We start from the raw sequence: 26,490 nt of genomic DNA on the forward strand, positions 1-26,490 counted from the left end.
TTTTTTACGAATTTATTTAGTTGTATTTTTGCGGCGTCAAACTAAGAACTCCCGTTAAGAGTTTCGTAAAATTGAAATACAATGAAAGTAGTAGTAGGCCTTTCCGGAGGCGTAGACTCAAGTGTAACAGCTTATTTGTTACAGCAACAGGGCCATGACGTAGTGGCTTTGTTTATGAGGAACTGGAATGATGCATCCGTTACGTTGGAAGACGAATGTCCATGGATCGAAGACAGTAATGATGCTCTAATGGTTGCTCAAAAGCTTGGAATTCCTTTCCAAGTGATTGATATGAGTGATCTTTACAAAGAAAGAATCGTTGATTACATGTTCGATGAATATCAGAAAGGAAGAACTCCGAATCCCGATGTTTTATGCAATAGAGAGGTAAAATTCGATGTTTTTATGAAAACAGCGATGTCTTTGGGTGCAGATAAGGTAGCAACCGGACATTACGCAAGAGTTGATTCAACAATTGATGAAAATGGAAAAGAAATTTTTCATTTGTTAGCCGGAAAGGATAATAATAAAGATCAATCTTACTTTTTATGTCAATTAAGTCAGGACCAGTTGTCGAAAGCAATGTTTCCGATCGGAGAACTGACAAAGCCTCAGGTAAGAGAAATTGCAAAAGAAATCGGACTGGTAACGGCTGATAAAAAGGATTCTCAAGGATTATGCTTTATCGGAAAAGTAAGCCTTCCTCAGTTTTTACAGCAGCAATTGGTCCCTAAAGAAGGTGAGATCGTTGAAATTTTCAAAGATTCTCCACTTTTCGCCCAGGAAACTCCTAAATTTTCTTCAAAACAGGAAGAATTAGAATTTTTAAGCCAGAAAATCAATTATAAAAAGACTGACGGAAAAGTTATCGGGAAGCATCAAGGCGCCCAGTTTTTCACGATCGGACAAAGCAAGGGATTGGGAATCGGAGGACATAAAGAAAGCTGTTTTATCATCTCCAGAGACATGGAAAACAATATTCTTTTCGTAGGAGAAGGACATCAGTTTCCGGGATTGCTAAAAAGAGCTTTAAAGATCGATAATTCTGAATTGCACTGGGTTCGTGAAGATCTGAGACTGAAAAATGGAGAATCGATGGAAGTAATGGCAAGGTTCAGATACAGACAGCCTTTACAGAAAGCGACTTTATACCAATTTGAAAATGCTTTTTATGTTGAATTCGAAGATCCTCAGTCTGCGATTGCAGAAGGTCAGTTTGCAGCATGGTATGATGGCGAAGAATTACTGGGAAGCGGTGTGATTGCATAAATTTTATTTGTCTTTCTGATGACAAACTTTATAGATTCAAACGTCATAGGTTTTAAAAACCTATGACGTTTTTTATGACGTCACAAATTCCTAGTCCCGATTGAGCGGCTTGTTTGAGTTCTTTTTTTGGAATCGGCGGCGGCTTTGCCGCCGCCGATTCCAAAAAAGCAAATAGCGAAAGCGGAATAGCTTCAAATAAATATTTTATCGCTGTAATGAGCCAGTTCACTAAAACCTTAAATATCACAATCGTCGATTCAATTTTACCATTCATCTATAAAAAAGACTTATACTTCTATAAGCCTTTACTGATGGCTTTTTCAGGCATGTCCATTGTTTATTCTATAGCAAGAAGAACAAAAACAGAATATAAATCTTAAAATTTGATTATTATGAAAAAGTTAGTTTTAGCAGCTGGTTTATTCATCGCATTCGCTGCCAATGCACAATACAAACAAGAAGGATTCAGAAATGATAAAGTAGAATATCGTCAGAACGATTTCGGAAGGCTGAAATTATCTCCACGACAGGAAAGAGAGATCTTTGCTTTGTCAAAACAAAGACTGACCGCAAGAGAATATGACGCAAAATTGAGAAAAATTCTTTCAAGAGAACAGTATGCACAATATCAGAGAAATGATTTTCGCAGAGGAGAGATAGCCTTTAATAAACCTTTCAGAAGATAAGAAAACTGAATTGATTATAAGCCCGAAGCAAAAGTTTTGGGTTTTATTTTTTCAAAAATCCTGTAACATATTTTAGAATGTTATACTTACTTAATAGATAACAATTAAAATATCAATTATGAAAACTACTTTAAGAAACCAACACATTATTGCCAACCAGATTTTGATTGCGTTTGTATCTGCCATTTTTGGATATAATTTGTATCAGGCAATTGTACATTCTGAAAAATCTCATCTTACATTGAGTATTATTTTATTAGCTTTTACTTATTATGCCTGTAAAAAATACGGCTATAGAATCAAGAATAAAAAAGAAAAAATTTAACCTTATTCTGACTTAATATAAATCCCGAAGCGTTTTTTGTTTCGGGTTATTTTTTACTAAAGTCAAACAAATTATTTCATTTTATAGTTTAATTTATTTGAATTAACAAACAGTATTACAATGAATTCCAATATTAAAATCATAATTAAAAACCCGACAGGTTTTGCTAATAAAATTCCTTTGATCGATTTTACAGCTCCTACAAGGAAAATAGAAATCATAAAGTAAAAAGTGGCTTTTGAAATACTTTCTCCGAATACTTTTAATGCAAAGACTGAAGCATAAAATCCGAATACGAGAATTAAATAGAATTTGAGAAAATGAGGTCCTTTCAAAGAAATCGGATCAAAAGTATGGTTAACTGTAAAAAGCCAGATAAAGCTTATAACAACCGGAACAGTGTGAATGATTATTTTTTTCATAATAATTTATTTTGTTTAACCACTGCATCCTCCACATCCACCACATCCACCGCAGCCACCTCCGCATCCGCTACATCCTCCTCCATTTCCGCAACCAAATCCACAACCGCTTCCATCCGATTTTGTCATTCTTTTTCCTGGATCCTGAACTAAAGAAATAAAATATGTGACTAAAAAAATAACTCCCAGTATTAATGTTTTGATGAAAACTTCCATAAAATCATCAGAAAAACAAATGATTACAAATCCTACAACTGCTAAAAAAAGAAATTTTAATTTCCGGGCTCTTTTTTTCTTTATTTCATCAGGATTCCAGATATCTTCCGGTGGTTTCTGCTGAAAGGTATTTTCGTAATTTTTCAATGTATCTTCCAGCCAATTCTTATGTTTTATTTTTTCTACAATTCCTCCTGTTGAAGGATGATGATGGAGTTTTTGCTGCAGAATATTCAGGCAAAATTCTTCCCAGTAATTCTGAGTATATATTAAATGCATATGCCAGACTTTGTCTACAATTTCACTGGGTGAGGCTCCGTTTGGGAAAGCGCAACAGAGATAAACAAATTTTTTGTATTCTTCTATCGCTTTTTTCGTAAAGTTTTCCGTCCAGTTCTCTTCTTTTGCTAATTTTTTTGAGAGAGGAAAATCGGCATCGGGATTATCTAACGAAAAACCCTGGAGCCTAATCCAAAGCAGATCATTCTGTAATAAGATTTTTGTTTCCATTGCTTCAACTTTTAGTTTCTACTCAAATTTCTATTGATTTTATAATATAAAAGTCTCACAATAGTCTTTTTTAGTTTTAAAATAATCTTATATTAGTCTTACAAAATATTAAAATGAAAAAAGAAGATATTCAGCATTTAGAGAAATTAATGAATTTCTTGAGCCTGCACTTTTTAAAGAAAAATCATTGGGAGGACGTTTCAAAAACCGAATGGTCGTACATTGTTGCAGAGCTTAATGATTTAATTATTAATGAAAATTCAGAAAAAAATATAAAGAAAAATCCGGATTTGTTGGGATCCAATTATCTTTACGAACATTTGATTATCAATAAATTAAAGAAATATTACCAAAACGAAAATACAATTTTAAGCAAACCCAATCTGGCGAAATTAAGTCTGATTGTCAAAGTTTTAGGTTACTCAAATTATATAGACTTTATTAATTCGAATACAGAATCGTTCAATTTTAATGATCTTAGAATTGATATGAATAATGTAAAGCAGAATACGGAATTGCTGGACAGATTGGTCGGCTGTTGGTATTCTTATAACAGAAACCTTCCGGAAAACCCTTTACAGGCAAAAGAAGACAGAATCTGGCGTTCTGCAACAGAAATCTACAAATCCGAAACTTCCGGCGAGTATTTCATAGAAAGAAGTGGCGGTGACCGTCATAAATATTTTGGAAAAGTGACTGCCTATTCAGATTATGTTTTCATCATTATGAACAGCAATACGTTCATTCGGCAGAGACATTTTATTTCAAGGATAAAAGACATCAATGAAAAGCTGAAGAATCCAGAATATAAGCTCCATGAGTTGCATTTTATAAGTACATGTATTAGTTTTAACCAAGAGCCTATAGCCCTGTTTGAAATATTCCAGAAAGCAGACAGAAAAAACTTCATTCCGGACTCAATAAGTTTCCCTTTTGACAGTGATGAAATCCCGAAATCAATTATAAAACAACTTGAAGATACGGAAGCTAACCGGATAGATTATAAATAGTTATTGGTTGTTAGTTGATTGTTTCAAGTATTTTTATTTATTCACTATTATTTTGCTTTTTAAGTTAACTTATCAGCCAATCTTTAAAATCTTTGACACGATCACGGCTTACCGTAATCTCTTCCTGTGGCTGGAATTCCAGTTCGACTTTGTAATTAGGGGAAGTATGAATATTTTTAATATAATCGGAATTAATAATAAACTGTCTGTTCGTTCGGAAGAATTTCTTCTCATCCAACACATCTTCCAGCTCATCCAGTGTAAAATCTGAAGGAAAGGATCTTTCCTGGGTTTGGAGATAAACTATTTTATTTTCACTGAAAAAGCAGCTTATTTCGTGAGTCTGCACAATTTTCAGGTTGTATCCTATTTTCACCAAAATTCTGGAAAGTGTCGTCTTTTCTTTTTTAATTAACTGCTTAATTTCTTGCGAATTGACAGAGTTATCTGAAGGAATAAATGATTTGTATTTTTCGATTGCTCCGGCTAAGTCTTCATCCAGAATAGGCTTCAGAAGATAGTCTATGCTGTTTAATTTGAAGGCTTTTAAAGTGTACTGATCAAAAGCTGTGGTATAGATGATAAATCCCTTTGTAGGAACTTTCTCAAAAATATCGAACGATAAGCCGTCTCCCAAAACAATATCTGAAAATATCAAATGTGGATGCTCATTTTCTGAAAACCATTGAACGCCTTCTTCCACAGATTCTATTTTCCCAATTAATTCAATTTCAGGAAATTCATTAAGCATTCTTTCCAATTTCCTTGAAGCCGGTTTTTCGTCTTCGATAATAACTGTTTTGATCATTGAGCTCCCGATTTTAGTTTAAATTTCCGAAATAAAATTACTTAAAAATACTGGTTTTTAAAACTTAATCGGTTCTTTTGATTTTCTCATCTCCTTTTCGATCACATTTTTTTCCCACTGAGAATCCAACAGAAATAGTTTTACTGCTTTTACTGTTAAGATAATTCCCCAAATTGCCAGAATAATTGATCCGTTCCATTGTGAGATATTGAAAATTCCTTTCTCGAAAATATCATCAAAGTAAATGATAAAAGCAACGATTCCGAACCATAAAATGTTTTTGTAGAATCTTTTTAAATCCTGTACTCTCTGTTGTGCCTGATTGTAGTTCATAGTATTCATTTTTAAAAGGTTATTATTTTTTAATTAAAGTGATTTTGTTCTGCTTTTTTCTTCTTCCATCAGTTGTTTTATTTTTCTTTCTTCCCAGTCTTTACCGATTCCGAAAGTGTTTACCGCATGAGCTAAAACTCCGATTCCCCAACCTAACATCGGCCAGTAAAACCATAAATGTTCAGGAGACGTAATGATGTTTAAAACAAATAAGAAAGGAATTACAAGACAATAAGAGCTGAGATTTCCGTAGAAACTTTTAAGGTCTTTTACTCTTTTTGATGCTTTTTCGTAAGCCAACACTTCTTTTTGATAAGATAAATTTTCCATAATTATAATTTTTAAATGTTTAACTGTTTGTTTTTGTTGATACAAATGTAGGTCTGCCAACCGCCTCAAATCAATTTTATCTTACCGAACCGTAGAAAATGGTTCCTGAATTGTAAAAATCCCGACTCAACGGAGAATCGGGATTTCAGTTATGACTATTTATGGCTTATTTATCTTAATAAATAAAGGGAATCAGCCTTCTTGTTTGTTTTTTGTATTGAATATATTCATCTCCAAACTGCTCAATCAGAGCCTGCTCTTCTACTTTAATCCTGTAATTGAACGCCAGAAACGGAGGAATAAAAGCTACGGCAAATGAAACCCAATTATTCAGAAATAAACCTAAGCCTACAAAAGTAAGCAGTGCAAAGGTATATGAAGGGTGTCTCATGTACTTATAAAATCCTTCTTTTTTAATCTGATGATCTTCTCTGATGCTCACATCTACCGTAAAATACTTACCTAAAGATCTGATAATGATCCATCTGAAAAGAATTCCGATCGCAATACAACTTTCACCGAGAAAATAGATCCATTCTCCCTTACTGATTGGAAATCTCGACACGTCTGAAATGAATATGGCAAGAGATATCGACGGAATAATAACGATCCATAAAACATTTAATGTCGATTTATCTTTCTTCTTAGCGTTTTGGGTGGATGTAAATACTTTTTTGTAGTACAACTCACTTAGAAACCAAATTGCCATCGAAATATAAAATATGACCGTAAGCTCTTTCATGTTATTTTTCTTTATTCATGAGTTCTTTTATTTTTTTCTCTTCCCAACTTTTGCCAAGCACAAAAGGCGGTAAAAAAACGCTTAATCCGTGCGCGGCAAGACCAATCCCCCAAAACAACGGTAACTGAAGCATTTTCCAGCTCCATTGTTCCTTATCATCAGTATCAAAAAACTGAAGGGCGATAACCAGCAAATTTGTAAAACAGTATACCATCAAATGGATATAAAATCCTTTGATCTTTTTTACACGTTTCTCCGCTTCTTTGTAGCGAATATCGTTTTCGTCTATATGAGCCATCTTTATCTGTTTTTATGTTGGTCTTTTTCTAATATTTCCCGTATTTTTTTCTCTTCCCAGGTTCTACCGATTGAGAAAACACTTATTGCATGAGCAGCAATCCCTATTCCCCATCCTAACATCGGCCAGTAAAACCATAAACGTTTAGGAGAAGTAATAAGGTTAAGAATTACTAAGAATGTAATTACTATGATATATGAGAAAAGGTTACTATAGAAACTTTTAATCTCTTTCACTCTTTTTTGTGCTTTTTCATAGGCCTTATCTTCAGATTCATTTTTTTCACTGACTACATTAGGTTTACTTAAAAGCATCGGAAGTTTTACTTTAAAGTAATCATCTGATTTTTCAATAAAAACATTTCGCTTCGTCAACAAAGAATACCGCTGAACAATATTAGCCAATCCGATTCCTGCGCTTTCTTTCATCTGTTCTCTTACCTGAAGGTTGTTTTCGATACAAAGCGTATCGTTTTCAGAAAAGACTTTTATAATCAACGGCTTTGAAGAAGTGGCAAAATTATGCTTGATGCAGTTTTCCAACAACAGCTGTAGAGAAAGCGGAACCACAAACTGTCTTAAATCTTCAGTATTAATATTAAATTCAAAGTCTACGCTGTCCTCAAATCTTGTTTTTAGAAGCTCACAATAAGTTTTCGCAAACTCAATTTCATCTTCTACCGTTACTAATTCCTTGTCCTTCTGCTCCAGAACATATCGGTAGATTTTTGACATGGAAGCGGTAAATTTCTGTGCCTGCTTCGGGTTTTCATCAATTAAAGAACTTAGTACATTCAGGGAATTAAATAAAAAATGCGGGTCCAATTGGTTTTTAAGACTTTCAAACTGCGCATTGGCAGACCGGGCAATCAGTTTCTGTTCTACGACTTCTTTTTTTGAGGTCTTTTTCAGTTCCTCCATAAAACTTTTGGCATGGAGAAAAGCTGAAATCAATAATGCTATATTGATGGTAAACCAGTTGATGAAATTATATTTTCCAGAAAAATATTCCTTGGCCGTAGCCGCTTTTTGAATAACCACAAAATTCAGGTAATTGCAGAAATACACCAGGATAATATTGGCAATCAGGATTGAAATAATACTTATAACCGCTCTTTTTGTAGTCGCTTCAGACCAGGGAAACTTTTTATTGAGAAAGTCATTAATTGCCCAGTTTCCGAAACCTAAAACGAATGAATAGATAAAGGAAATAAGAATGGTAAGAACAAAGTTTTCAATATTTCTCTCGTCTGTAAATACAAAGAAGAAAAACATTGAAGTTGCCAATGATATCCAGAATAACGTTATGATATTTTTACGTTTCATATTTAAAAATTACCTGATTTCAAATCAGTGATATATAAAATTTGGCCCTCCGGAAAGGAAGACCAAAGTACTATTTTTTATCTCCCATACTCAGAAAATATTCTGCCTCAGATTTTCCCCAATTAGGATCCAAGGTCGTTTTTGGCTTATAAGCATTAAATTTTTCTAAAGATACTTTAAAAAGCTCCAGCCCTTTAGCTTTACTCCCGCCATATTGCTCCGGAGTGAAATATACATCTTCTGCTTTTATTAAAGCCACTCTTGGATTGGCAGGATCAAAATCTTCTGCTTTTTTCAATTCGTTTGCAGCCTGCGTTCCGTAAGTCATATACCTTTGTTGCGGATTGACCATCATTTTCAGAGAAAAGACCATTTTTTGCAGCAAATGGATTTCAGAATTATTTTTTTCCGTGCTTTCCGCAGCATCTATATATTTTTGTGCCTGATCTGCCACCTCATCAAGACTTTCCATTTTACCTTCTCTCATCAATACTCTTCCTTTTTGAATATACGAAAATGCGGTATAATAATTGGGAAGCCATTTTCCTTTTTCTTTATCTCCGATTCGCTGGAAATCATTCGCAAGGTTCTGAAAGTCTTCTGCAGATTTGCAGGTTTCGATCTTAGCGATTTTTTCTGTCATAATTTTCTCATAACCTGCCTGAGCAAAAGTGATTAAGCTAACACAGCTTAAAGCAGCAGTTAAAATGTATTTTTTCATAGTTTCTAAATTTTTTGAAGATTATTTTTATTTAAATGTAGTTGTTTTTTATAGATTATTGTTAATGGCATCTTGTGTTCTGTCTACTCCAAAGCTAATGAATGCGCCCACAAAAACAAATGTATTTACCGGAGGAACTATAGCAGAGCTTTGATTTCCGTTTCGGGAAAAGTTATAGCCATAGATATTTTTTGATCCCAATATATTGGAAACACTCAATACAAGAACGGTAAAGGCTTTTGAATCTTTTTTTCCAAGGTTCGGAAGATAATTAAAGCTGAAATTCAGGGCACTGTAATCTTTTAATCTGCCTTCATTTCTTATAAAGTTCACTTCTTCACCATTTACTGTTTTTGTAGCAATATCATAATAGGGTCTTCCTTTGGAGTAGCTGTAAGAAAGATTGGTTCCGAATTTCAGTTCAGGAAAAAATCTTTTTGCTACCACGGAAAGAGTATGTTCTGATGCAAAATTGGGTTTTAAACTCATCGGATAATTCATAAAATCTCTTTTTGAATCCAGATAAGAATAGCTTATCCAATAGTCAATATTTTTGAATGTTTTTTTGTCTCTCCAGAAAAGCTCCAATCCTTTTGCAAAACCATATCCGTCATTGTTTACAGCAGTCTGAACAGGTTGATATTGTCCATTTATTTCTCCTATATTCTTCACTTTGACCAATTCATCATATTTTTTGTAAAAAGCTTCCAGTCTTAAGCTTCTTCCTTCAGATGCTCTCTGAATCTGGAAAATATAATGCTGAGACTGCTGAAAATCAAGGTTTGAAGGTGAATTGATGTATTTGCTTTCCGGATTCTGGTAAAATAATCCATAAGCCAGAGAAGTAGTCCAATCTTTTGCTAAACGGTAAGCTAACGCAAAACGTGGCGCTATGTTGGCTTTGCCCAGGAAAGAAGAATATTCTCCTCTTAGTCCGATTTTTGCAGAAAACTGATTGCTGAAACCAAAATCTGTTTCCATAAAAGCTGCCGAGATCAGATCTTTATAATTTTTTTGAATGTCCTGAAAATTTAATTGTTCACTGGCATTATTCAGCTCAAAACCTCCTCTCAGTGCACTTATTTTATTGATTTTTTTTTCTAAAACGGCTTTAAGGTTAATGTAATTTCCATCATTCAGAAGCTCCGTTTTTTCAGATTCAAGAGTATTTGTTTCGGTGGAGAAATTAAGGTCTGATCTGTTGTAAGAATAGGAAGTTCCCACATTCAGAAGATATTTTCCGAATTTTTGTCTAAAAGATAAATTATGATAGGTATTTTTTCCTTTTAAACGAACCAAGGCGAAATCATATTCAGGTTCAAGGCTTTCCGTTTTCACCCCCATTTTATTGGTATTATACATCCCGTAATATTTGAAAAGTCCGCCGGATTTGGTTTTGATTCTAAAATTGGCATCTCCGTTGAAACCTTGCGGAGCATCTATAAAATCAGTGTTAAAATCAAAGACCTTCTGCATTAAACTTAATAAAGAATATCCTGCACTTGCTCCGTAAGAATAGGTCTTTTTATCATCTAATTTTTGGAAACCCGCGTTTAAAAAGATGGGTGAAATTCCGAAGTCATAAGAGCTTTGATCCGGAAGATCCACACTTTCAAGCATCAATGCTCCGGAAAGAGCCTGCCCGTACAACGCAGAATAGCCTCCGCTTGAAAATACATTTCCTTTAAAAAGAGAAGTATTAAACTGATCTCTCCCTGCAATTCCCGGAATTGAATTGGAGAAATAATTATTGATCAAACTTCCGTCCATAAAAATCTTAGACTCGGTTCCGGTTCCTCCACGAATAAACAGTCCTTCCGACTCTCCTACTTTCTGAACACCCGGAAGATAATTCAACGCTGAAGAAATCTGTCCGTCTGCTCCTGCAGTAGTATAAATATCTATAGGAGTTAAAAGTGCTGTTGCTCTTTTTTTATCGCTTGCTTCAATGGACCCTGCAGAAACAACAACAGCATCTATTTCGTTGATCTGCTCTTTTAATTCCGCATTCACTACGACATTCTGATCACCGATCTCAATATTTTTATTGACTTCGATATATTTAGGATGGGTAAAACTCAGCACATGATCTCCTTTTTCTGAGGTTTCGAAAGAAAAATTTCCTTCCGCATCGGTTGTTGCTCCGTCATAAGTATCTTTTAAAGTAACATTCACCTCATTAATTCCTTTATTTTTAAAGCTCACTTTTCCTGAGATTCTGGTTTGGGCAAAACTTAAAGTAAGTGATAAAAAAAAGGCGAGAAATGATAATTTTGTTTTCATAGCTGTTTTTATTTCGATTCAAAAGTAGGATGAATTTTTGAAGTCTATAAATTTTTGTTGCTGAATGGTTGGTTTTTGATTCTGAGTGGTAATTTTGGGTTTAACGCAGATATTTTTTTGATTTTTGAACAATTTTTGTTCAAGGAAGTGAATGAGTATTTTGTCCTTCTGACGAAGGAAGAATCTCTATTTTGTTCTTTATAGATTCTTCAATACGCTTTGCTTCTTTCAGAATGACAAATCTAATGTGGTAAATTTTAACCACCCCGTCAAAAATTCTTTCGAATTTTCGACACCCCTCCAAAGGAGGGGAATTTTATAACTATTTACTTTACGAATGCCTCATTTTAATGAATAGGAATACAAAAATCTACAAGCATTTTTCCTTCGGGATGTTCTTTGAAATTGGTGTGATAAATTTCGAAAGGGAAGACTTTCCGAACGGCATAATTGTTTTCTTTCATCCATAAAAAGAGAGAAACCCAACATTGCTCGAAGTCATGTAAGGTAACCTCACCACTCCCGATGATGAATTTTCCGGCTTCAATCGTTTCCGGGAAAACTTCACCTTCCTGCTTCTTTAAAGGTTCATCCAACAGCATACAGGCATGAATTCTTACTTTATCCGGTGGCGTGACTTTAAAACTGTCGTGGTAAACGGAAAGCATTTTTACATTATCTTTTGGGAATAGCTTTTTCTTCTTTGCCCAATCAACCAGAATATTGTAAGAAGGCTCAACATTAGCAATTCCCAGACTCATTACAGCTGCCAAATTCATTTCCTGAAGTTCGGTTACTTTAATTTTTAAATTCATATTTCTCCAATTTAATAGGTTTTCGATATTGCAAATGTATTGGTCGAAAACCGTATCAATTTGTCCGTTCTTGCTTTCTTTATTCTGGATCTTATGAAAATTTTCAGGTGCCGTTTTACGAAATTCCGAGGGCGATTTTCCGTAATATTTTTTGAAGGTTTTATTAAATGCCGAATGATTGGAAAAACCGAACTGATGATAAATATCCTTTACAGTCAAATTCTTTCTTAAAGCTAAATAAAAAGCGCTTTTTTCAGTTCTTTTCCGGGTAATATAATTCTGAACTGTTTCGTCTGTGATCATCCGGAAAATCCTATGAAAATGAAACGGGGAATACGCTGCAATCTCTGCAACTTTTTCTAAGGAAAGCTCTGTATCAAGATTATTATCAATGAATTGAATGGTTTTTACGATTCTTTTTTTGTATTCTTCCACGTCAAAGTGTTTCCGGCAAAGGTACCAAGATCGGGTGAAAATTATTTGTCATTTATTGCTGGTTGTAAAAAAAGAATGAAAGCCATAAAGTGTTTCGGGAAATCTTTTTTAATTTTATAGAAAAATCATTTACAATGAAAATACAAACAATGTCATTATTGCTGGGGAGTGCATTTTTGGCAGCTTCTTGCTGTACTACAAAAACGTACACTATAAACCCCAAAAGTGGAACACAAACCGACGGGACTGCAAAGTTTACCCAGAAAAAAAATGAAGTGGTTATGAAACTGGATGTAAAAAATCTTACTCCTGGAATACACGCTGTACACATTCATGAGAAAGGAGACTGCTCTGCAGCTGACGGAACTTCTACAGGAGGACATTGGAACCCTTCAAAGAACGATCACGGTAAATGGGGAGCTGAGCATTTCCACATGGGAGATATCGGAAATTTGACCGCTAATCAGGACGGAGTGGCAACGCTTACTTTCAAAACTGATAAATGGTGTTTAGGATGTACTGATGAATCTAAAAATATCATTGGTAAAGGTCTTATCATCCATGCTGCAGCCGACGATTTCCATACCCAGCCTACAGGGAATGCGGGAGGAAGAGTGGGATGCGTAGAGATTAAATAATTGCCTATAATAAGTAAAAAAATAACCGCTAATTTCTTAGCGGTTATTTTTTTTATTGTTTTGTAGTCATATCTGCGAGAATATTCATCGCTTCCTGAAGGTAAGTATCTTTTCTAAGGTTCTTCACCCATAGTTCAGATTTCTTCTTGAAGGCTTCATCTTTTTTCTCTCTTTCAAGTTCTGCAGGGAACATTGTAAATTTAAGTCCGTTATCGAATTTGGTAAGTACTTTGAATTTCTCGATCTGGGCTTTTCTCTGCTTCATCAGCTCGTTGAATTTATTGATATTCAATGTAATCGTTTCTTCTTTATCCAGTTTCTCTCTCCATTGTGCAGATTCAATCAGCAACTGATAATTTGAATTTTTTGCCATTCTTGCTGCACTTGCTTTTTCTAAAGCCTGAATATCAAAATAGTTCAGCTTTTCGAATTTCGTAGCAGGAATTTTATCCCAAGCTAAAGCATAATCATCATATCTCTCTCCTATCTCAGCATAGGTAAAGAAGTCTTTCATCTGAATATCAGAAACCACACCTTTTCTTTGCGTTGATTCCCCAGTAATTCTGTAGAACTTCTGAATCGTCAGTTTTAAAGATCCGAAATCGTCTTCTGTATTTAAGAATCTGTTCAGGTCTACAAAAGTCTGAACGGTTCCTTTTCCGAATGACTGTGGAGATCCGATCACTAAAGCTCTTCCGTTATCCTGCATTACTCCCGCAAGAATTTCTGAAGCTGAAGCAGAAAGTTCGTTCTGCATGATCACTAATGATCCTGTCCAGATTGGTGATTCATTTTTATTTTTCAGCGTCTGGATTTTCCCGTTTCCGTCTTTTACCTGAACATATGGTCCTGCATTCATAAACAATCCCATAATATCTCCTACCTCTGTTAAAGATCCTCCCCCGTTATTTCTTAAATCTAAAACAATTCCTTCGATGTTTTGCTGTTTAAGTTTAATAATTTCATTTTTGATATCGTCAGAAGCATTTCTTCCTTTATCGTTTTCAAAATCAGCATTGAAACTTGGCAAGTTGATGAAACCGTACTTTTTACCGTTCGGAGCATTTACCACGATACTTCTTGCAAAAGTGTCCTCTATCGCCACTTCCTCACGGATCATGGTCACATCTTTTATCGTTCCGTCTTTTTTCTGAACCGTTAAAGTAACCGGAGTTCCTTTTTCCCCTCTGATCAGTCTTACCGCTTCATCAGAAAGCATTCCTACCACATTTACAGCATCTTCCTTCGGCTTTGATTTTACTTTTAAGATTTTATCTCCTTCCGAAAGCTGCTTTGATTTCCAGGCCGGAGCTCCAATGGTAAGAGCACCTAAATAAAGATTTCCTTTTTTCTCCTGGATAATCGCTCCGATTCCAATTACTTTTCCTGTAAAATTGGTATCAAAATCTTCTTTATCTTTTGGAGAATAATAGTTGGTATGCGGATCAAAAACTTCTGTATAAGCATTCATGTATACCGAGAACCAGTCCATTTTCTTTCTCTTCTTGAATCTCGTAAAGGTTTCTTTCACAAGATCTTTTACCTCATCTGTAGCCTGCTTTATTTTCATTTCCGGAGAAAGAGGCTTGTATTTGATGGTATCTTTTAAATTGTATTTCTGAACAGAATCTTTTTTCTCTTTCTGAGCTTCTTCTTTGCTGTTCATCGACTCAACTTCCTGAAGGATGTTGTATTTGATGAATTTTTTCCATTCATTATACTGTTCCTGCTTATTAGCTGGTACTTTTTTTAATTTTGGCTCAAGAGTAAGCGTTTCGTCTTCTTCAAGATTGATTGGTTTGCTGAAAATATCCTGAGTGATCTTGTCGATCTCATCTACTCTTTGGTACAATCTGTCAACCGTCAGTTTATAAAACGTTAAATCTCCCTGATTAAGATAATCGTCCAATTTAGTTTCATGCTTACTAAACTCGTCCATATCCGACTGCAAAAAGTATCTTTTCGCAGGATCGATCATCTCAAAATAATGCTTGTACACATCTTTGGAATAAGCATCATTAATGGGTTTCGGGCTGTAATGTAAGTAAGATAGGGTGTTTTTTACACTCACCATTATCGTCTGCATTTTCTCATCATCATTTTTAGGCGAATTGAAGCAAAACATTAGACTTGTCAATGGAATTAGTAGTAAAAATTTATTCAGCTTAAAATTTTTCCACATAAACTGTCTGTTTTTATTAATTTTTTATAAATAGTAGAATGATTAGTAGTAACAAATAATTTTCTGTTACAAACTATCAAATTTAGCACCTTATTTATAAATATCGAATACTTTTAGTTTTTTTTGTTAAAATAGTTATTATTTTAGACTTTCATACCCTGCTTTCCAATAAAATTATTTTGAATAATAAAGATATATCGCCATTATTTATTGGATCACAATACTTTTTGTTCTCACTGTATGGGCTGAAAAATAGCCTAATGCTCCGTTTGTGATATTACTTGGAGGATTTGCCGGTGTAACTCCTCCTCCGGGTCCACCACCGGAAAGCTGAAGAAGTGCAGAATAAAAAGTATACACAGGATCGTCTATACACTGCATTTCAACATGAATCATATCACCTACAACCACTTTTATATCATCTGCATTGGCATCATCGTTAGGAAGAATCAAAGGTCTTTGATTTGGCATTCCATTATTTACATTATCAGAAAACTCCGAAAAGAATTTTTTTGGATTATTATTTACCGTATAAACAAAAAGATAACGGTTTCCAAGTGGAGACGGATCGGTAAAGAGAGGTAAAAGTGTATAACTTGTTTCACCTCCCACCTTGAAAGAGTCCTGTTCCAGACCATCAAATGAAACTGCTTCAGGCATTATACTTTGTGCTGAGTATTGTTTTCCTTCGGCATTTATTTTTAAAGTATATGTTCTTCCGGAATGTCCTACAAAATTAGAAGTTTTATAGGTTCCATTTCCTGCGTACTGTAACGTTTCAGTCTGTCCGGTATTATCACTTAAAACAACCTGTGCATTTTCCACTGCAGGATACTGATTGGCTTCCGTAAAAGCCACTGACTTTGTAATTTTCACAAAATACGGACCTGCCAGATCGGTTACATTTCCTTCGATCACGATTTGCCCGCTTTGATCCTCCAAATTAAGATCAATTTCCTTTTCACAAGAAATTACTAAAGAAAGTGACAATATGATTAAAAATATATTTTTCATGAATTAAAATTTGAAATTATACGTGATATTGGGTACCCAACGGAACAATGATGTCTGCATAGCACGGGTCGTTCCTGGTTTATCCGGATTGTCTTCGAAATTGATAGTATAAGCATTTTCCCGTCCATAAACATTATAAATTCCAAAAGACCAAGAACCTTTGAAACGCTTATTAGATCCTGCACTCGGTTCATATGTTGCACTCAGGTCCATTCTGTGGTAAGCCGGCATTCTGTCGGCATTTCTGCTGCTGTATTGGAAAACAGTCTGTCCGTTCAGTTCGTATTTTCCGGTCGGGAAAGTCACTGCATTTCCTGTGCTGTATAAAAATAATCCTGAAAAAGACCATTTCGGATTCAGCTGATAGGTTGCAACCACCGAAAGATCATGGGTCTTATCCTGTCTTGCATTATACCAGTCATCATTATTGATCCCGTTAATCTTTCTTTCTGTTTTTGACAAAGTGTAGGAAATCCAGCCCGTTAATTTTCCGCTTTTCTTTTTAGCTATTAATTCTAATCCATAAGCTCTCCCTTTTCCGAACAACAGCTCACTTTCTACATCTGCTGCCGTATCAAATGAAATCTGAGCTCCGTTTTTATAATCGATCTGATTTTGCATGGATTTATAATAAACCTCGGCATTTACTTCATAATTATTATTGTTGAAATTTCGGCTATAGCCTACGCTGACCTGATCTGCAATTTCCGGCTTTACGGTGTAGCTGCTTCCGATCCACTGGTCGGTAGGATTTCCGCTTCCACTGTTGCTTAATAAATGAAGGTTTTGAGTATTTCTGGAATATCCTCCTTTTACGCTGCTGACCTCATTAATTCTGTAATTGGCAGTAATTCTCGGTTCAAGATTCACGTAAGTTTTTCCAAATTTTCCTTTTTCCAAAAATTCAGAATCAGTAAGAACTCCATTTTGATAAGTATTAAAAGTATCGCCTCCTAAAACGCTGAACATTGAAAGCCTCGCTCCGTAATTAATCGTTAATTTTTCGGTTGCTTTAAAATCATCGTTGATATATAGTGCGTTTTCCCATGAATATCGCGGATTTCTCGGAAAACTGCTCACGCTGGTTCCGGAAGCACTGCTTGGTGTAATGGTATGATAAATAGACTGTAAACCAAATTTCACTGAATGTTTATTTCCTGCAAACCATGAAAAATCCTGTTTCAGATTCCAGTCCTCAATTTGAGAGTCTAGTCCGAAAGTATTGTTATTACTGCTTAAGCTAACATTATAACTGTAGTTACTGTAAATCAACGAAGTATTGGAAAATAATTTACTGCTGATAATGCTGTTCCATCTTAAAGTAGCCGTTGTATTGCCCCAATCCGTAGAAAAAGTATCACCTAACCCCAGTACATCTCTTCCAAAATATCCGGATAAATACAACCTGTTGTTTTCATTGATCTGATAATTGGCTTTTAAATTCAAATCATAAAAATACAATTTACTGTCTTTATAATCATCCGTAGTTTTTAGAAATAAATCGGCATAGGTTCTTCTTCCTGAAACAATAAAAGATGATTTTTCTTTTTGAATTGGTCCTTCAACACTCAATCTGCTACTGATCAATCCGATTCCTCCGTTTACATTATATTCTTTATTGTTTCCATCTTTCATTTTGACATCCAAAACTGAGGACAGCCTTCCTCCATACTGTGCAGGGCTATTTCCTTTAATGATGCTCACATCTTTCAGGGCATCACTGTTGAAGGTACTGAAAAAACCCAATAAATGGGAAGCGTTATATACCGCAGCCTCATCAAGCAAAATAAGATTCTGATCCGTAGCACCTCCTCTCACGCTGAATCCGCTGCTTCCTTCTCCGTTACTTTTAATCCCGGGTAAAAGCTGTATTGTTTTCATCACATCTTTTTCTCCAAACAATACCGGAAGTTTTTCAATGTTTTTAATGCTTAAAGTTTCAGTTCCCATCTGGGCAGAACTCAGGTTTTTATCTTTTTTAATCCCAGAAATAACAACTTCATCAATGGTTTTTACTCTTTCTTCTTCTCCGGCAACCAGCTCAATATCCTGTTTTATATTATCTTCTACAGAAATACTTTGCTGAAAATCTTTAAAACCGGGATTCGAAATCAATAAATGATAAGTTCCTTTGGGAAGAGAAAGAGAATAAAAGCCATATTCGTTAGCTACAACAGAAATATTGGGATTTTCTGCTACTTTTACAGTCACTCCAATAAGCAGTTCTCCGTTTTTCTTATCTTTTATAGTTCCGCTTACCGAATATTGCTGCTGAGCAAAAGCAACCGTACAAAAACAAATTGCCGCCGCCGAAGTAGCTGCCTTTAAAAAGGATATTTGCATTAGTTTATTTTTTGTGAGTATGTATTTATACTTATTTTCTGATTAGTTTTTAAATTACATGGATTGTTACAATAATCTTGTATTACTGCAATACAAAACGCTTAAATAGTCAAAATATTTCTCTCTTTTTAGATTATTCAAAAATATTTCATCCAGAATTAGCCCTTCAGTACTTCATTTAAAATTATCATGAATTATGTATTTTAGGTTGTATATTTGTTAAAATTATTTTTTTAATATGGAAAGACCACTTATTCTGGTTACTAATGATGATGGAATTACAGCACCTGGTATCAGAAATCTTGTAAGCTTTATGAACGAAATCGGAGAAGTCGTTGTTGTAGCTCCCAATTCTCCACAAAGCGGTAAAGGTCACGCTATCACTATCAATTCTACCCTAAGTTACGAAGAAGTACATCTGGATGGTCCTCAAAAGGATTTTTCATGCAGCGGAACTCCTGTAGACTGCGTAAAAATGGCTCTTGATAAAATCTTACCGAGAAGACCGGATATTGTTGTTTCAGGAATTAATCATGGTGCTAACTCTTCAATCAATGTTATCTATTCCGGGACGATGTCTGCAGCTGTGGAAGCGGGTGTAGAGAATCTTCCTGCAATAGGATTTTCTTTACTGGATTTCAGTTGGGAAGCTGATTTCATGCAGGCAAAAGAATATATTCAGAATATCGTCAGAAAAACACTGGAAAACCCAATGCCAAAAGGAATTGTTTTAAATGTAAACATCCCGAAGCTCTTAAAAGAAGAAATAAAAGGCGTAAAAGTCTGCAAACAGGCCCACGCAAAATGGGAAGAAAGTTTTGATGAAAGGGTAAATCCGCACGGTAAAAAATATTACTGGTTAACAGGATATTTCAACAATATGGATGAGTCCTCTGATGCTGATGAAACAGCTCTTGCCAACGGATATATTTCTATTGTTCCGGTAAAATTTGATTTAACCGCTTACGAGTATATGAATACGCTGAGCGAAGTAATGAATTTTGATTAAAATATAAAGGCGTAAAATTATTTACGCCTTATTTTTTGTTTTTTATGTCCTTTTGTCTTGAAACAAAAGAACGAAAAATTCAAGACTTCGAAACTTCCGCTAAAAATTAATTCTGTTCTCTAAAAATTCTAAAACTCGCACGAATTGAAAATTGATTCTCTCTAATTCAATATTTGTCTCGCGCTCAAACAGTAGAATTTTTTTAACGTTCACAGAATTAATTTTCTTAACGCTCCATTTTCCCAGGTCGTTAACATAATCTGTGTAAATCTGAGAAATCTGTGGGAAATTTAAAATAAAACCCTATCCTCTTTTCTCAATTCCTCCAAATATTTGCTTTTATCATCCCTGTAGAAAAGGTTCATCGTTTCAAAAGGAATTAATTTTAAATCTTTGTTTACAATATGGACGCAGGATTTCTTTACTGCTCGAACATCAAAGTCATGAGCATCCATAAAATTCATAATAATAATTCTGAACAGATTATCATAATCCAGATTCGGGGCGGAAACCTCAGGAAGACAACACAATAACTGATTTACTTTAGGCTGCACTTTATCTACGGAGATTCCGGTACTGAAGATGTCTAAAAGCTGCATCTGCAATCCGGTATCCTGTTCGTAGACAATAGTATTTCTAGTTTCATTATTCAGTAAATCAGCAGGATTGATGTATCTCGTTAAAGGAATGGTTTCACCTTCCAGTTTTAAAATATATCCCATTGCCAAAGCATCCGGATTACAGGGAACGGGAATAATATCGTCCGAATTCAGTAAAGGAAACTGGTTCAGAATCTCATGCCTTACCTCCGTCAATGTAATTTTTTCATGAGCAGAATCCTCCCTGTTTCTTCCTGCAATTTCAACAGGCTGGAAAGTAATTCCGCGGACGCATTTCTGTTTTAAAGCAAACTCAATGATCTTACCAATTTCGTCTATATTTTTATCTTTCTGAAGAACGATTACAAGCGTTGTAGAGAGATTTAAAGCATTTAACTTTTCCAAAGCCTTCATTCGAACATCAGTCAAATCTTTTCCTCTAAAATCCTGTAGAACTTCGGGCTTAAAAGAATCAAATTGAAGATAAATTTCAAATTCAGGAGCATAGGTAGCCAGTTTTTCTGCAAAACCCGGGTCATTGGCAATTCGGACACCATTGGTATTGAGCATCAAATGTTTAATGGGTTTTGATTTGGCAATATCCATGATTTTGAAGAATTCCGGATGAATGGTCGGCTCGCCTCCACTGATTTGAACAACGTCGGGTTCACCTTCATTTTTTACGATGATATCAAACATCGCTTCAATCTCTTCAAGGCTTCTGTGGTTTCCATAATGCGGTGATGACATGGCATAACAGGTCGGACAAGTGAGATTACACCGATCTGTCACTTCCACAATAGAAAGACAGCTGTGTTGCTCATGATCTACACACAAACCGCAATCATAAGGACATCCGTATTCTACATCTGTTCCGAAATGTATGGGCATTTCAGAGGCTTTATTGTAGTTTCTGATGTTCTTGTAATAGTGAACATCGGAAGCAATTTTAGTTTTGAAAAATCCGTGATCAGGACATCTTTTCGTCATGAAAACCGCTTCATCCTCAATGATAATCTTTGCGCCTACTCTTTTCAGGCATTCAGGACAAAGACTGATTGTATAATCGTAATAGGTATAGTTTCTTACTGGCATAATATTGAATTAAAGTCCACCACCACAAATTGCACCACTCACCAAACCACAAAGAAGCAGACAAATCAACATGGTTTGCCAATATTGTTTTTTTGAAAATTTTCTGTCGTCCTTTGATTCATAAATCAGCTTCACAAAAGTTGTGATAATAAACGAAATAAAGAGCGCCACAAGAATTATAATACCAATAATCATTGCAACCAGACCGCCCAAACCACCAACCTCCAGTATTGTTAAGATTTTCATATTGTGAATTTTAATGTGAAATTACGGTTTTTGTTTTTCTGATTTTAAAAATATAATAAATAATTACACTTATGCACACCAACTGAATAGTTCCCAAATTTCCGATAAGTTCTAACCTTGGTTTAATAAAATCCAGCAACAACCTGAACGTGAAATAACTCAGCATAAACAGTTGAAAAACAAAACCTGAAGGATATTTTTCTTTTCTCTGAATTACTTTTAAAACTATCCAAAGAACAATTAAAAAAGCAATTTCATATAATGCAACAGGATGTCTCAGATAGGAATCTCCAAGATGCATTCCGAAAATAGAATCTGTCGGTAATCCGTAAGTTTCTTCATGAATTCCGGTTAGAAAACAGCCTATTCTTCCGATAATCATGGCTAACATCAAAGGAAAAACAATTAAATCTCCCGTACTTTCTTTATGTCCCACAATTTTCTTGGCCAACTCTACCCCAATTAAGCCAAAAGCGAGTCCGCCCACAATCGTATTATTGGTCCAGAATGTTTTAACATCAAAATGTTCGAAAAGTTTATAGGGATTTTCAAGGTTTCCTATCAGTTTTGACCCCAATAAAGCTCCTGCCGTTGCACCAATAAGTACTGCCGCAGAAGTATTGAACGATACTTTTTCTTTAGATTTTCGCTTCAAATAGAAGTAAAACCGCATTCCGATAAAAATGCCCAATGTTTCAAACACAGGATGCGCAAGAATCGTTTTACCGAAAATGTGAAATGTAACAGGAAAATCCATGGTTTCAAAAATATTGTTTTTAACTAAAACTTTAATGCTTTTTCTATTGTCGATTTTTATTTTATTTCCCACAGATTTTCACAAATCTTCACAGATAATTCTGTAAATCTTGACGCGAAAATTACTTAAGAAAATGGGGTGTTAAGAAAATTAATTCTGTGAACGTTAAAAAATTCTACTGTTTGAGCGTGAGACAACATTTGAACCGAAGAACAAATACTGAATTCGCGCGAGTTTTAGAATTTTTAGAGAACAGAATTAATTTTTAGCGGAAGTTTCCAAGTCTTGAACTTTTGTTTCTTTTGTTTCAAGACAAAAGAAAATTAACTCATAAATTATTTATAAAATCTTTCTAAATCAAATTTCAAATCAATCTTTTTCCTAAATTTAAGTAAAATAATTTTCCAAATTATGAGAATAGAATATGATATAAAACTGGGTTTTAAAGATGTAATGTTCCGTCCGAAACGTTCTACCTTAAAATCCCGTTCAGAAGTTGATTTAGAAAGAGAGTTTACCTTCAGACATACTAACAAGAAATGGAAAGGCACACCCATCATTGCTGCCAATATGGATACGGTGGGAACTTTTGAAATGGCTGTGGAACTGGCAAAAGAAAAGATCATTACTGCCATTCATAAACACTACACTTCTGAAGAATGGTCCTATTTTCTGAATAGCCAGTCTGAAGAAATCTATCAGTATATCGCGCTAAGTACAGGAACTGGAAAAGCCGATGAAGAAAAAATAAAAATAATCCTCGAAAAGCACCCAAAAATCGAGTTTCTCTGCATAGATGTAGCCAATGGGTATTCTGAGCATTTTGTGGAATTTGTGAAGAAAGCAAGGGCAAATTTTCCTGATAAGATTATTATCGCCGGAAATGTGGTAACCGGAGAAATGGTGGAAGAACTGTTATTAGCCGGTGCAGATATTATAAAAGTAGGGATCGGTCCCGGTTCTGTATGTACGACGCGCGTAAAAACAGGAGTCGGTTATCCTCAGCTTTCAGCCATTATTGAATGTGCAGACGCAGCACATGGTCTGAAAGGTCATATCATTGCAGATGGCGGCTGTAAAGTTCCGGGAGATGTTGCCAAAGCATTTGGTGGAGGAGCAGATTTTGTCATGCTAGGAGGAATGTTTGCCGGTCATGATGAAAGTGGCGGTGAAATCGTAGAAGAAAACGGTAAAAAATACAGGTTATTTTACGGAATGAGTTCTAAAACTGCCATGGACAAACATTCGGGAGGTGTTGCAGAATATAGAGCTTCGGAAGGAAAAACCGTAAAAGTGGCTTATAAAGGACCTGTTTCGGAAACGGTAAAAGATATTTTGGGAGGAGTCCGCTCTACTTGCACTTATGTAGGTGCATCTACTTTAAAGGAACTGTCTAAAAGAACAACTTTCATACGAGTTCAGGAGCAGGAAAACCAGGTTTTTAATTAATGTTTTTAAAAAGTAGAGTTATTAATTAGCGCTTGGTTCTAACTAACTGATAATAAAAGAAAAAGATTCTCATGATATTAGTTTTTTTGGCTTTAGTTTACAACAAAGGTAAATCTATCATGAACACAAAAAAATACCTCATATGAGGTATTTTTTTGTAAAAAGCGACATAAAAGTTGTCTTTTTTGATATTTTTAAGTTAACAGTCCCCCGTCAACATTTAATGTTTGTCCTGTAATATAAGAAGACATTTCACTTCCTAAGAAAACACAAGCATTGGCAATATCTGCAGGTTTTCCTAATTTTTTCATAGGAATTGCTTCATTCCATTTCTGAGTGGCTTTTTCATCTAAGGCAGCCGTCATTTCAGTAGCAATAAATCCAGGAGCAATCGCATTGCAACGAATGTTTCTTGAACCAAGCTCCAACGCCACAGATTTTGTAAATCCTATTACTCCTGCTTTAGAAGCCGCATAATTTGCCTGTCCTGCATTTCCGCTGATCCCTACTACAGAGGTCATATTGATGATAGATCCTGACTTTGCCTTCATCATTGGCTTAATAACTGCTTTGGTAAGGTTGAAAACAGAATCCAGGTTTACTTTGATAATGGTATCCCAGTCATCTTTAGACATTCTCAACAACAAGTTGTCTCTGGTAATACCTGCATTGTTAATCAGAATATCAATCTGTCCGAACTCAGCCATTACTTCATCTACTAATGTCTGGGCCGCATCAAAATCTGATGCATCCGACTGATACCCCTTAATTTGAGTTACAGAACTTAAAGTTTCTTCTAATTCTTTCGCTTTGTCTACAGAACCGGCGTAAGTGAATGCAACCTTTGCCCCTTGTTGAGCAAACATTTCAGCGATTCCTCTTCCGATTCCTCTTGTAGCTCCCGTAATTAGCGCTACTTTTCCTTCTAATAGTTTCATATTTATTGACAATTATTTCTTTATTATAACTTATCAGTCTTATTTTTTGAAAGCAGACTAATATGTAATTATTTTACAGAGATAAAATTTAAATGACCGCAAAGATATTATAATTTGTTATTCAATACATTTTATCTCGTCAAATTATAGAAATTTTAAGTCTTTTTATGATTAAATAACTTTATTATAGATTATTATCTGTTTCAGAATCTGTAAAATTCAGATATTCAGTAGATTTATCTTTTGTCAGTTTTATACCGTCCTTATCCACTGAAAACCTGTCATATATCACATCTTTCAAAGGTTCATTCTGATAATTGGTAACTCCATATTTTTTTTCTTTCTGTACAACAATTTCATTATCAGGAAGAAAAGCATTGATATCATCATAAATAAAAGGAACAATCTCTTTTCCGTTTTCATCTATAATACCGTATAAATTATCATAATTCTTGCAAACGATCGCAGGAAACATATTTTGAGGGTAATAAAAGATTCCATTTTCTTTTATGGAAGCCACTTTTTTAAGTTCCTCATATTTTTTATCCGTTACCGAAAACTTATAGAATACCCCTTCTTTTTTCACAATTAAACCATTAGGAAAAATCTTTTCAATTTGATAACCTGGTTCCAGAACATCTTCTAAATTTTTATCCAAAAGCCTTTGCTCATTACCTTTTATCAAGTAAATAAAATTATTCCCGGCTATTTTAATTCCTTCAATATTGTCATATTCCTTCGGAATAACAATCTCTCCATCAATACGTATCACCGCCATTTTAGGATTTTTAAGGCTTTTCTGAGTACTGAATAAATCGTTAAACAATGATTTTACATAGTCGAAATCAGTAGAATAAATCTTTTTCGCTTCCTTTGAAAAGATGTTTATTTTTTCATTTCTAATGAAATAAATATACCGTGTTCCTAAAAACACTTCATCATACATCTCATCAGCAAGACGATTCTCCTGAGTGTCTATAATTCCGTATTTACTGGTTGCAGGATTTTTTGTGATCAAGAAAGGATACGCCCCGATATTATCTACATTGTTGTTAGATATGGTATTTAATGTTACTCCATCGTTATCAATGATTTCTCCTTGCTTTTCGCCTGTAGGGATGTAAACCTTATTCTTATAAAAATGAAGATTTTCTTTGAACTCTCTGTCGCTTTTTAATTTTCCTTCGGAATCATAAATCTGCCAGATATTATCTTTTTTTACAAAAAAACGCTTGTCTCCTGCAAATTTTATTTTATCAGTATAAGGAATGATTTCATTTCCTTCGTAGTCATAAATTCCTTCTTTTCCGTTTTTAGATACGATAAGTCTTCTTTTAATACTCCAGGAAGGGTTAATTTTGTGGGTATCGAAGGGAATTAACAGCCTTCCTTTCTCGTCCACTAATGCCATATTCTCTTTCTTCGGATCTTTATCTTTAATTTTTACAACAAATCGGTCTTTATAGAGATGAGATATTTCGTTTTTAGCTGGAGCAGTATAGGTAATCACTCCTGTAGAGTCTACAATACCATATTCTGTGGATTCTGCATTGATGGCTATGCCATATCCATTTGAGTAAAATTTGACTTCCTTGCCAAGTTTTTTTGATAAAAGTATCTGGGTGTATTGATCTGTTTGCTGTGCTGTACAAACAGTTGACAACAATACAAAAACTAGTGTTTTCAATTAAA

27 protein-coding genes are annotated in these 26,490 nt (G+C 34.7%); 7 read left to right on the forward strand and 20 right to left on the reverse strand.

Annotated features, from left to right (window positions below; translation table 11 throughout):
* Positions 1-81 precede the first annotated feature (81 nt).
* Positions 82-1,269, forward strand: a complete 1,188-nt coding sequence (gene mnmA, locus MKS83_RS14575; RefSeq protein WP_240580254.1) for a tRNA 2-thiouridine(34) synthase MnmA — start codon at positions 82-84, stop codon at positions 1,267-1,269.
* 52 nt (positions 1,270-1,321) lie between these two features.
* Here mnmA and MKS83_RS14580 read toward each other — a convergent pair whose 3' ends face one another.
* Entirely contained in the window at positions 1,322-1,543 is a 222-nt protein-coding gene (locus MKS83_RS14580) for a hypothetical protein (RefSeq protein WP_240580255.1), read from the reverse strand.
* A 118-nt stretch (positions 1,544-1,661) separates the two neighbouring features.
* On the opposite strand from MKS83_RS14580, the gene MKS83_RS14585 reads away from it, so the two are divergent.
* Both MKS83_RS14585 and MKS83_RS14590 read left to right on the forward strand, forming a co-directional pair.
* Positions 1,662-1,955 (forward strand): hypothetical protein, encoded by a 294-nt coding sequence (locus MKS83_RS14585; RefSeq protein ID WP_240580256.1) that lies wholly within the window; start codon positions 1,662-1,664, stop codon positions 1,953-1,955.
* 118 nt (positions 1,956-2,073) lie between these two features.
* Positions 2,074-2,280 (forward strand): hypothetical protein, encoded by a 207-nt coding sequence (locus MKS83_RS14590; RefSeq protein WP_240580257.1) that lies wholly within the window; start codon positions 2,074-2,076, stop codon positions 2,278-2,280.
* A 71-nt stretch (positions 2,281-2,351) separates the two neighbouring features.
* On the opposite strand, the gene MKS83_RS14595 is transcribed toward MKS83_RS14590, so the two are convergent.
* Complete coding sequence (locus tag MKS83_RS14595) at positions 2,352-2,702, reverse strand: hypothetical protein (protein WP_240580258.1); 351 nt, start codon at positions 2,700-2,702, stop codon at positions 2,352-2,354.
* 15 nt (positions 2,703-2,717) lie between these two features.
* Positions 2,718-3,428 (reverse strand): glycine-rich domain-containing protein, encoded by a 711-nt coding sequence (locus MKS83_RS14600; protein WP_240580259.1) that lies wholly within the window; start codon positions 3,426-3,428, stop codon positions 2,718-2,720.
* 113 nt (positions 3,429-3,541) lie between these two features.
* On the opposite strand from MKS83_RS14600, the gene MKS83_RS14605 reads away from it, so the two are divergent.
* Positions 3,542-4,438 (forward strand): hypothetical protein, encoded by an 897-nt coding sequence (locus tag MKS83_RS14605; RefSeq protein ID WP_240580260.1) that lies wholly within the window; start codon positions 3,542-3,544, stop codon positions 4,436-4,438.
* Positions 4,439-4,502: 64 nt separating this feature from the next.
* Here MKS83_RS14605 and MKS83_RS14610 read toward each other — a convergent pair whose 3' ends face one another.
* The 9 genes from MKS83_RS14610 to MKS83_RS14650 form a co-directional block, all read right to left on the reverse strand.
* Entirely contained in the window at positions 4,503-5,246 is a 744-nt protein-coding gene (locus tag MKS83_RS14610) for a LytR/AlgR family response regulator transcription factor (RefSeq protein WP_240580261.1), read from the reverse strand.
* Positions 5,247-5,303: 57 nt separating this feature from the next.
* Positions 5,304-5,579, reverse strand: a complete 276-nt coding sequence (locus MKS83_RS14615; RefSeq protein ID WP_240580262.1) for a 2TM domain-containing protein — start codon at positions 5,577-5,579, stop codon at positions 5,304-5,306.
* Positions 5,580-5,612: 33 nt separating this feature from the next.
* On the reverse strand, positions 5,613-5,909 hold the full coding sequence (locus MKS83_RS14620; RefSeq protein ID WP_100377517.1) for a 2TM domain-containing protein: 297 nt from the start codon (positions 5,907-5,909) through the stop codon (positions 5,613-5,615).
* A gap of 175 nt (positions 5,910-6,084) precedes the next feature.
* Positions 6,085-6,651, reverse strand: a complete 567-nt coding sequence (locus tag MKS83_RS14625; RefSeq protein ID WP_240580263.1) for a methyltransferase family protein — start codon at positions 6,649-6,651, stop codon at positions 6,085-6,087.
* A 1-nt stretch (position 6,652) separates the two neighbouring features.
* Positions 6,653-6,949, reverse strand: a complete 297-nt coding sequence (locus tag MKS83_RS14630; RefSeq protein WP_240580264.1) for a 2TM domain-containing protein — start codon at positions 6,947-6,949, stop codon at positions 6,653-6,655.
* Between the two features lie 2 nt (positions 6,950-6,951).
* Entirely contained in the window at positions 6,952-8,274 is a 1,323-nt protein-coding gene (locus MKS83_RS14635) for a 2TM domain-containing protein (RefSeq protein ID WP_240580265.1), read from the reverse strand.
* Between the two features lie 70 nt (positions 8,275-8,344).
* Entirely contained in the window at positions 8,345-8,995 is a 651-nt protein-coding gene (locus tag MKS83_RS14640; protein WP_240580266.1) for a hypothetical protein, read from the reverse strand.
* A 48-nt stretch (positions 8,996-9,043) separates the two neighbouring features.
* Positions 9,044-11,278, reverse strand: coding sequence for a TonB-dependent receptor (locus tag MKS83_RS14645; RefSeq protein WP_240580267.1), 2,235 nt, complete (start codon positions 11,276-11,278; stop codon positions 9,044-9,046).
* Positions 11,279-11,625: 347 nt separating this feature from the next.
* Positions 11,626-12,528 (reverse strand): GyrI-like domain-containing protein, encoded by a 903-nt coding sequence (locus MKS83_RS14650; RefSeq protein WP_240580268.1) that lies wholly within the window; start codon positions 12,526-12,528, stop codon positions 11,626-11,628.
* Between the two features lie 134 nt (positions 12,529-12,662).
* Here MKS83_RS14650 and MKS83_RS14655 point away from each other — a divergent pair, with 134 nt between their 5' ends.
* Entirely contained in the window at positions 12,663-13,166 is a 504-nt protein-coding gene (locus MKS83_RS14655; RefSeq protein ID WP_240580269.1) for a superoxide dismutase family protein, read from the forward strand.
* A 52-nt stretch (positions 13,167-13,218) separates the two neighbouring features.
* Here the strand turns inward: MKS83_RS14655 and MKS83_RS14660 are convergent, their stop codons facing one another.
* From MKS83_RS14660 to MKS83_RS14670, 3 genes are all read right to left on the reverse strand, one after another.
* Positions 13,219-15,348, reverse strand: a complete 2,130-nt coding sequence (locus tag MKS83_RS14660) for a carboxy terminal-processing peptidase (protein ID WP_240580270.1) — start codon at positions 15,346-15,348, stop codon at positions 13,219-13,221.
* A gap of 207 nt (positions 15,349-15,555) precedes the next feature.
* On the reverse strand, positions 15,556-16,362 hold the full coding sequence (locus tag MKS83_RS14665; RefSeq protein WP_240580271.1) for a DUF4249 domain-containing protein: 807 nt from the start codon (positions 16,360-16,362) through the stop codon (positions 15,556-15,558).
* A 3-nt stretch (positions 16,363-16,365) separates the two neighbouring features.
* Positions 16,366-18,705, reverse strand: a complete 2,340-nt coding sequence (locus MKS83_RS14670; RefSeq protein ID WP_240580272.1) for a TonB-dependent receptor — start codon at positions 18,703-18,705, stop codon at positions 16,366-16,368.
* A gap of 238 nt (positions 18,706-18,943) precedes the next feature.
* Between MKS83_RS14670 and surE the strand changes: the two genes are divergently transcribed.
* Positions 18,944-19,714, forward strand: coding sequence for a 5'/3'-nucleotidase SurE (surE, locus tag MKS83_RS14675; RefSeq protein WP_240580273.1), 771 nt, complete (start codon positions 18,944-18,946; stop codon positions 19,712-19,714).
* Positions 19,715-20,004: 290 nt separating this feature from the next.
* On the opposite strand, the gene MKS83_RS14680 is transcribed toward surE, so the two are convergent.
* The 3 genes from MKS83_RS14680 to MKS83_RS14690 are packed head-to-tail and all read right to left on the reverse strand — an operon-like array spanning position 20,005 to position 22,483.
* Positions 20,005-21,408 carry a radical SAM protein gene (locus MKS83_RS14680; protein ID WP_240580274.1) on the reverse strand — a complete coding sequence of 468 codons (1,404 nt, stop codon included), beginning with the start codon at positions 21,406-21,408 and terminating at the stop codon, positions 20,005-20,007.
* Positions 21,409-21,417: 9 nt separating this feature from the next.
* Positions 21,418-21,654 (reverse strand): hypothetical protein, encoded by a 237-nt coding sequence (locus MKS83_RS14685; protein WP_240580275.1) that lies wholly within the window; start codon positions 21,652-21,654, stop codon positions 21,418-21,420.
* Positions 21,655-21,664: 10 nt separating this feature from the next.
* A complete protein-coding gene (locus tag MKS83_RS14690) occupies positions 21,665-22,483 on the reverse strand; it encodes a prolipoprotein diacylglyceryl transferase (protein ID WP_240580276.1) in 819 nt (272 codons plus the stop codon).
* A gap of 339 nt (positions 22,484-22,822) precedes the next feature.
* Between MKS83_RS14690 and MKS83_RS14695 the strand changes: the two genes are divergently transcribed.
* Complete coding sequence (locus tag MKS83_RS14695) at positions 22,823-23,860, forward strand: GMP reductase (RefSeq protein ID WP_240580277.1); 1,038 nt, start codon at positions 22,823-22,825, stop codon at positions 23,858-23,860.
* A gap of 194 nt (positions 23,861-24,054) precedes the next feature.
* On the opposite strand, the gene fabG is transcribed toward MKS83_RS14695, so the two are convergent.
* Both fabG and MKS83_RS14705 read right to left on the reverse strand, forming a co-directional pair.
* Positions 24,055-24,798, reverse strand: a complete 744-nt coding sequence (gene fabG / locus MKS83_RS14700) for a 3-oxoacyl-[acyl-carrier-protein] reductase (RefSeq protein ID WP_100377532.1) — start codon at positions 24,796-24,798, stop codon at positions 24,055-24,057.
* 184 nt (positions 24,799-24,982) lie between these two features.
* On the reverse strand, positions 24,983-26,485 hold the full coding sequence (locus tag MKS83_RS14705) for a WG repeat-containing protein (RefSeq protein WP_240580278.1): 1,503 nt from the start codon (positions 26,483-26,485) through the stop codon (positions 24,983-24,985).
* Positions 26,486-26,490 lie beyond the last annotated feature (5 nt).

The sequence above is a fragment of the Chryseobacterium sp. Y16C genome (assembly GCF_022488405.1).
GTDB lineage: Bacteria > Bacteroidota > Bacteroidia > Flavobacteriales > Weeksellaceae > Chryseobacterium > Chryseobacterium geocarposphaerae.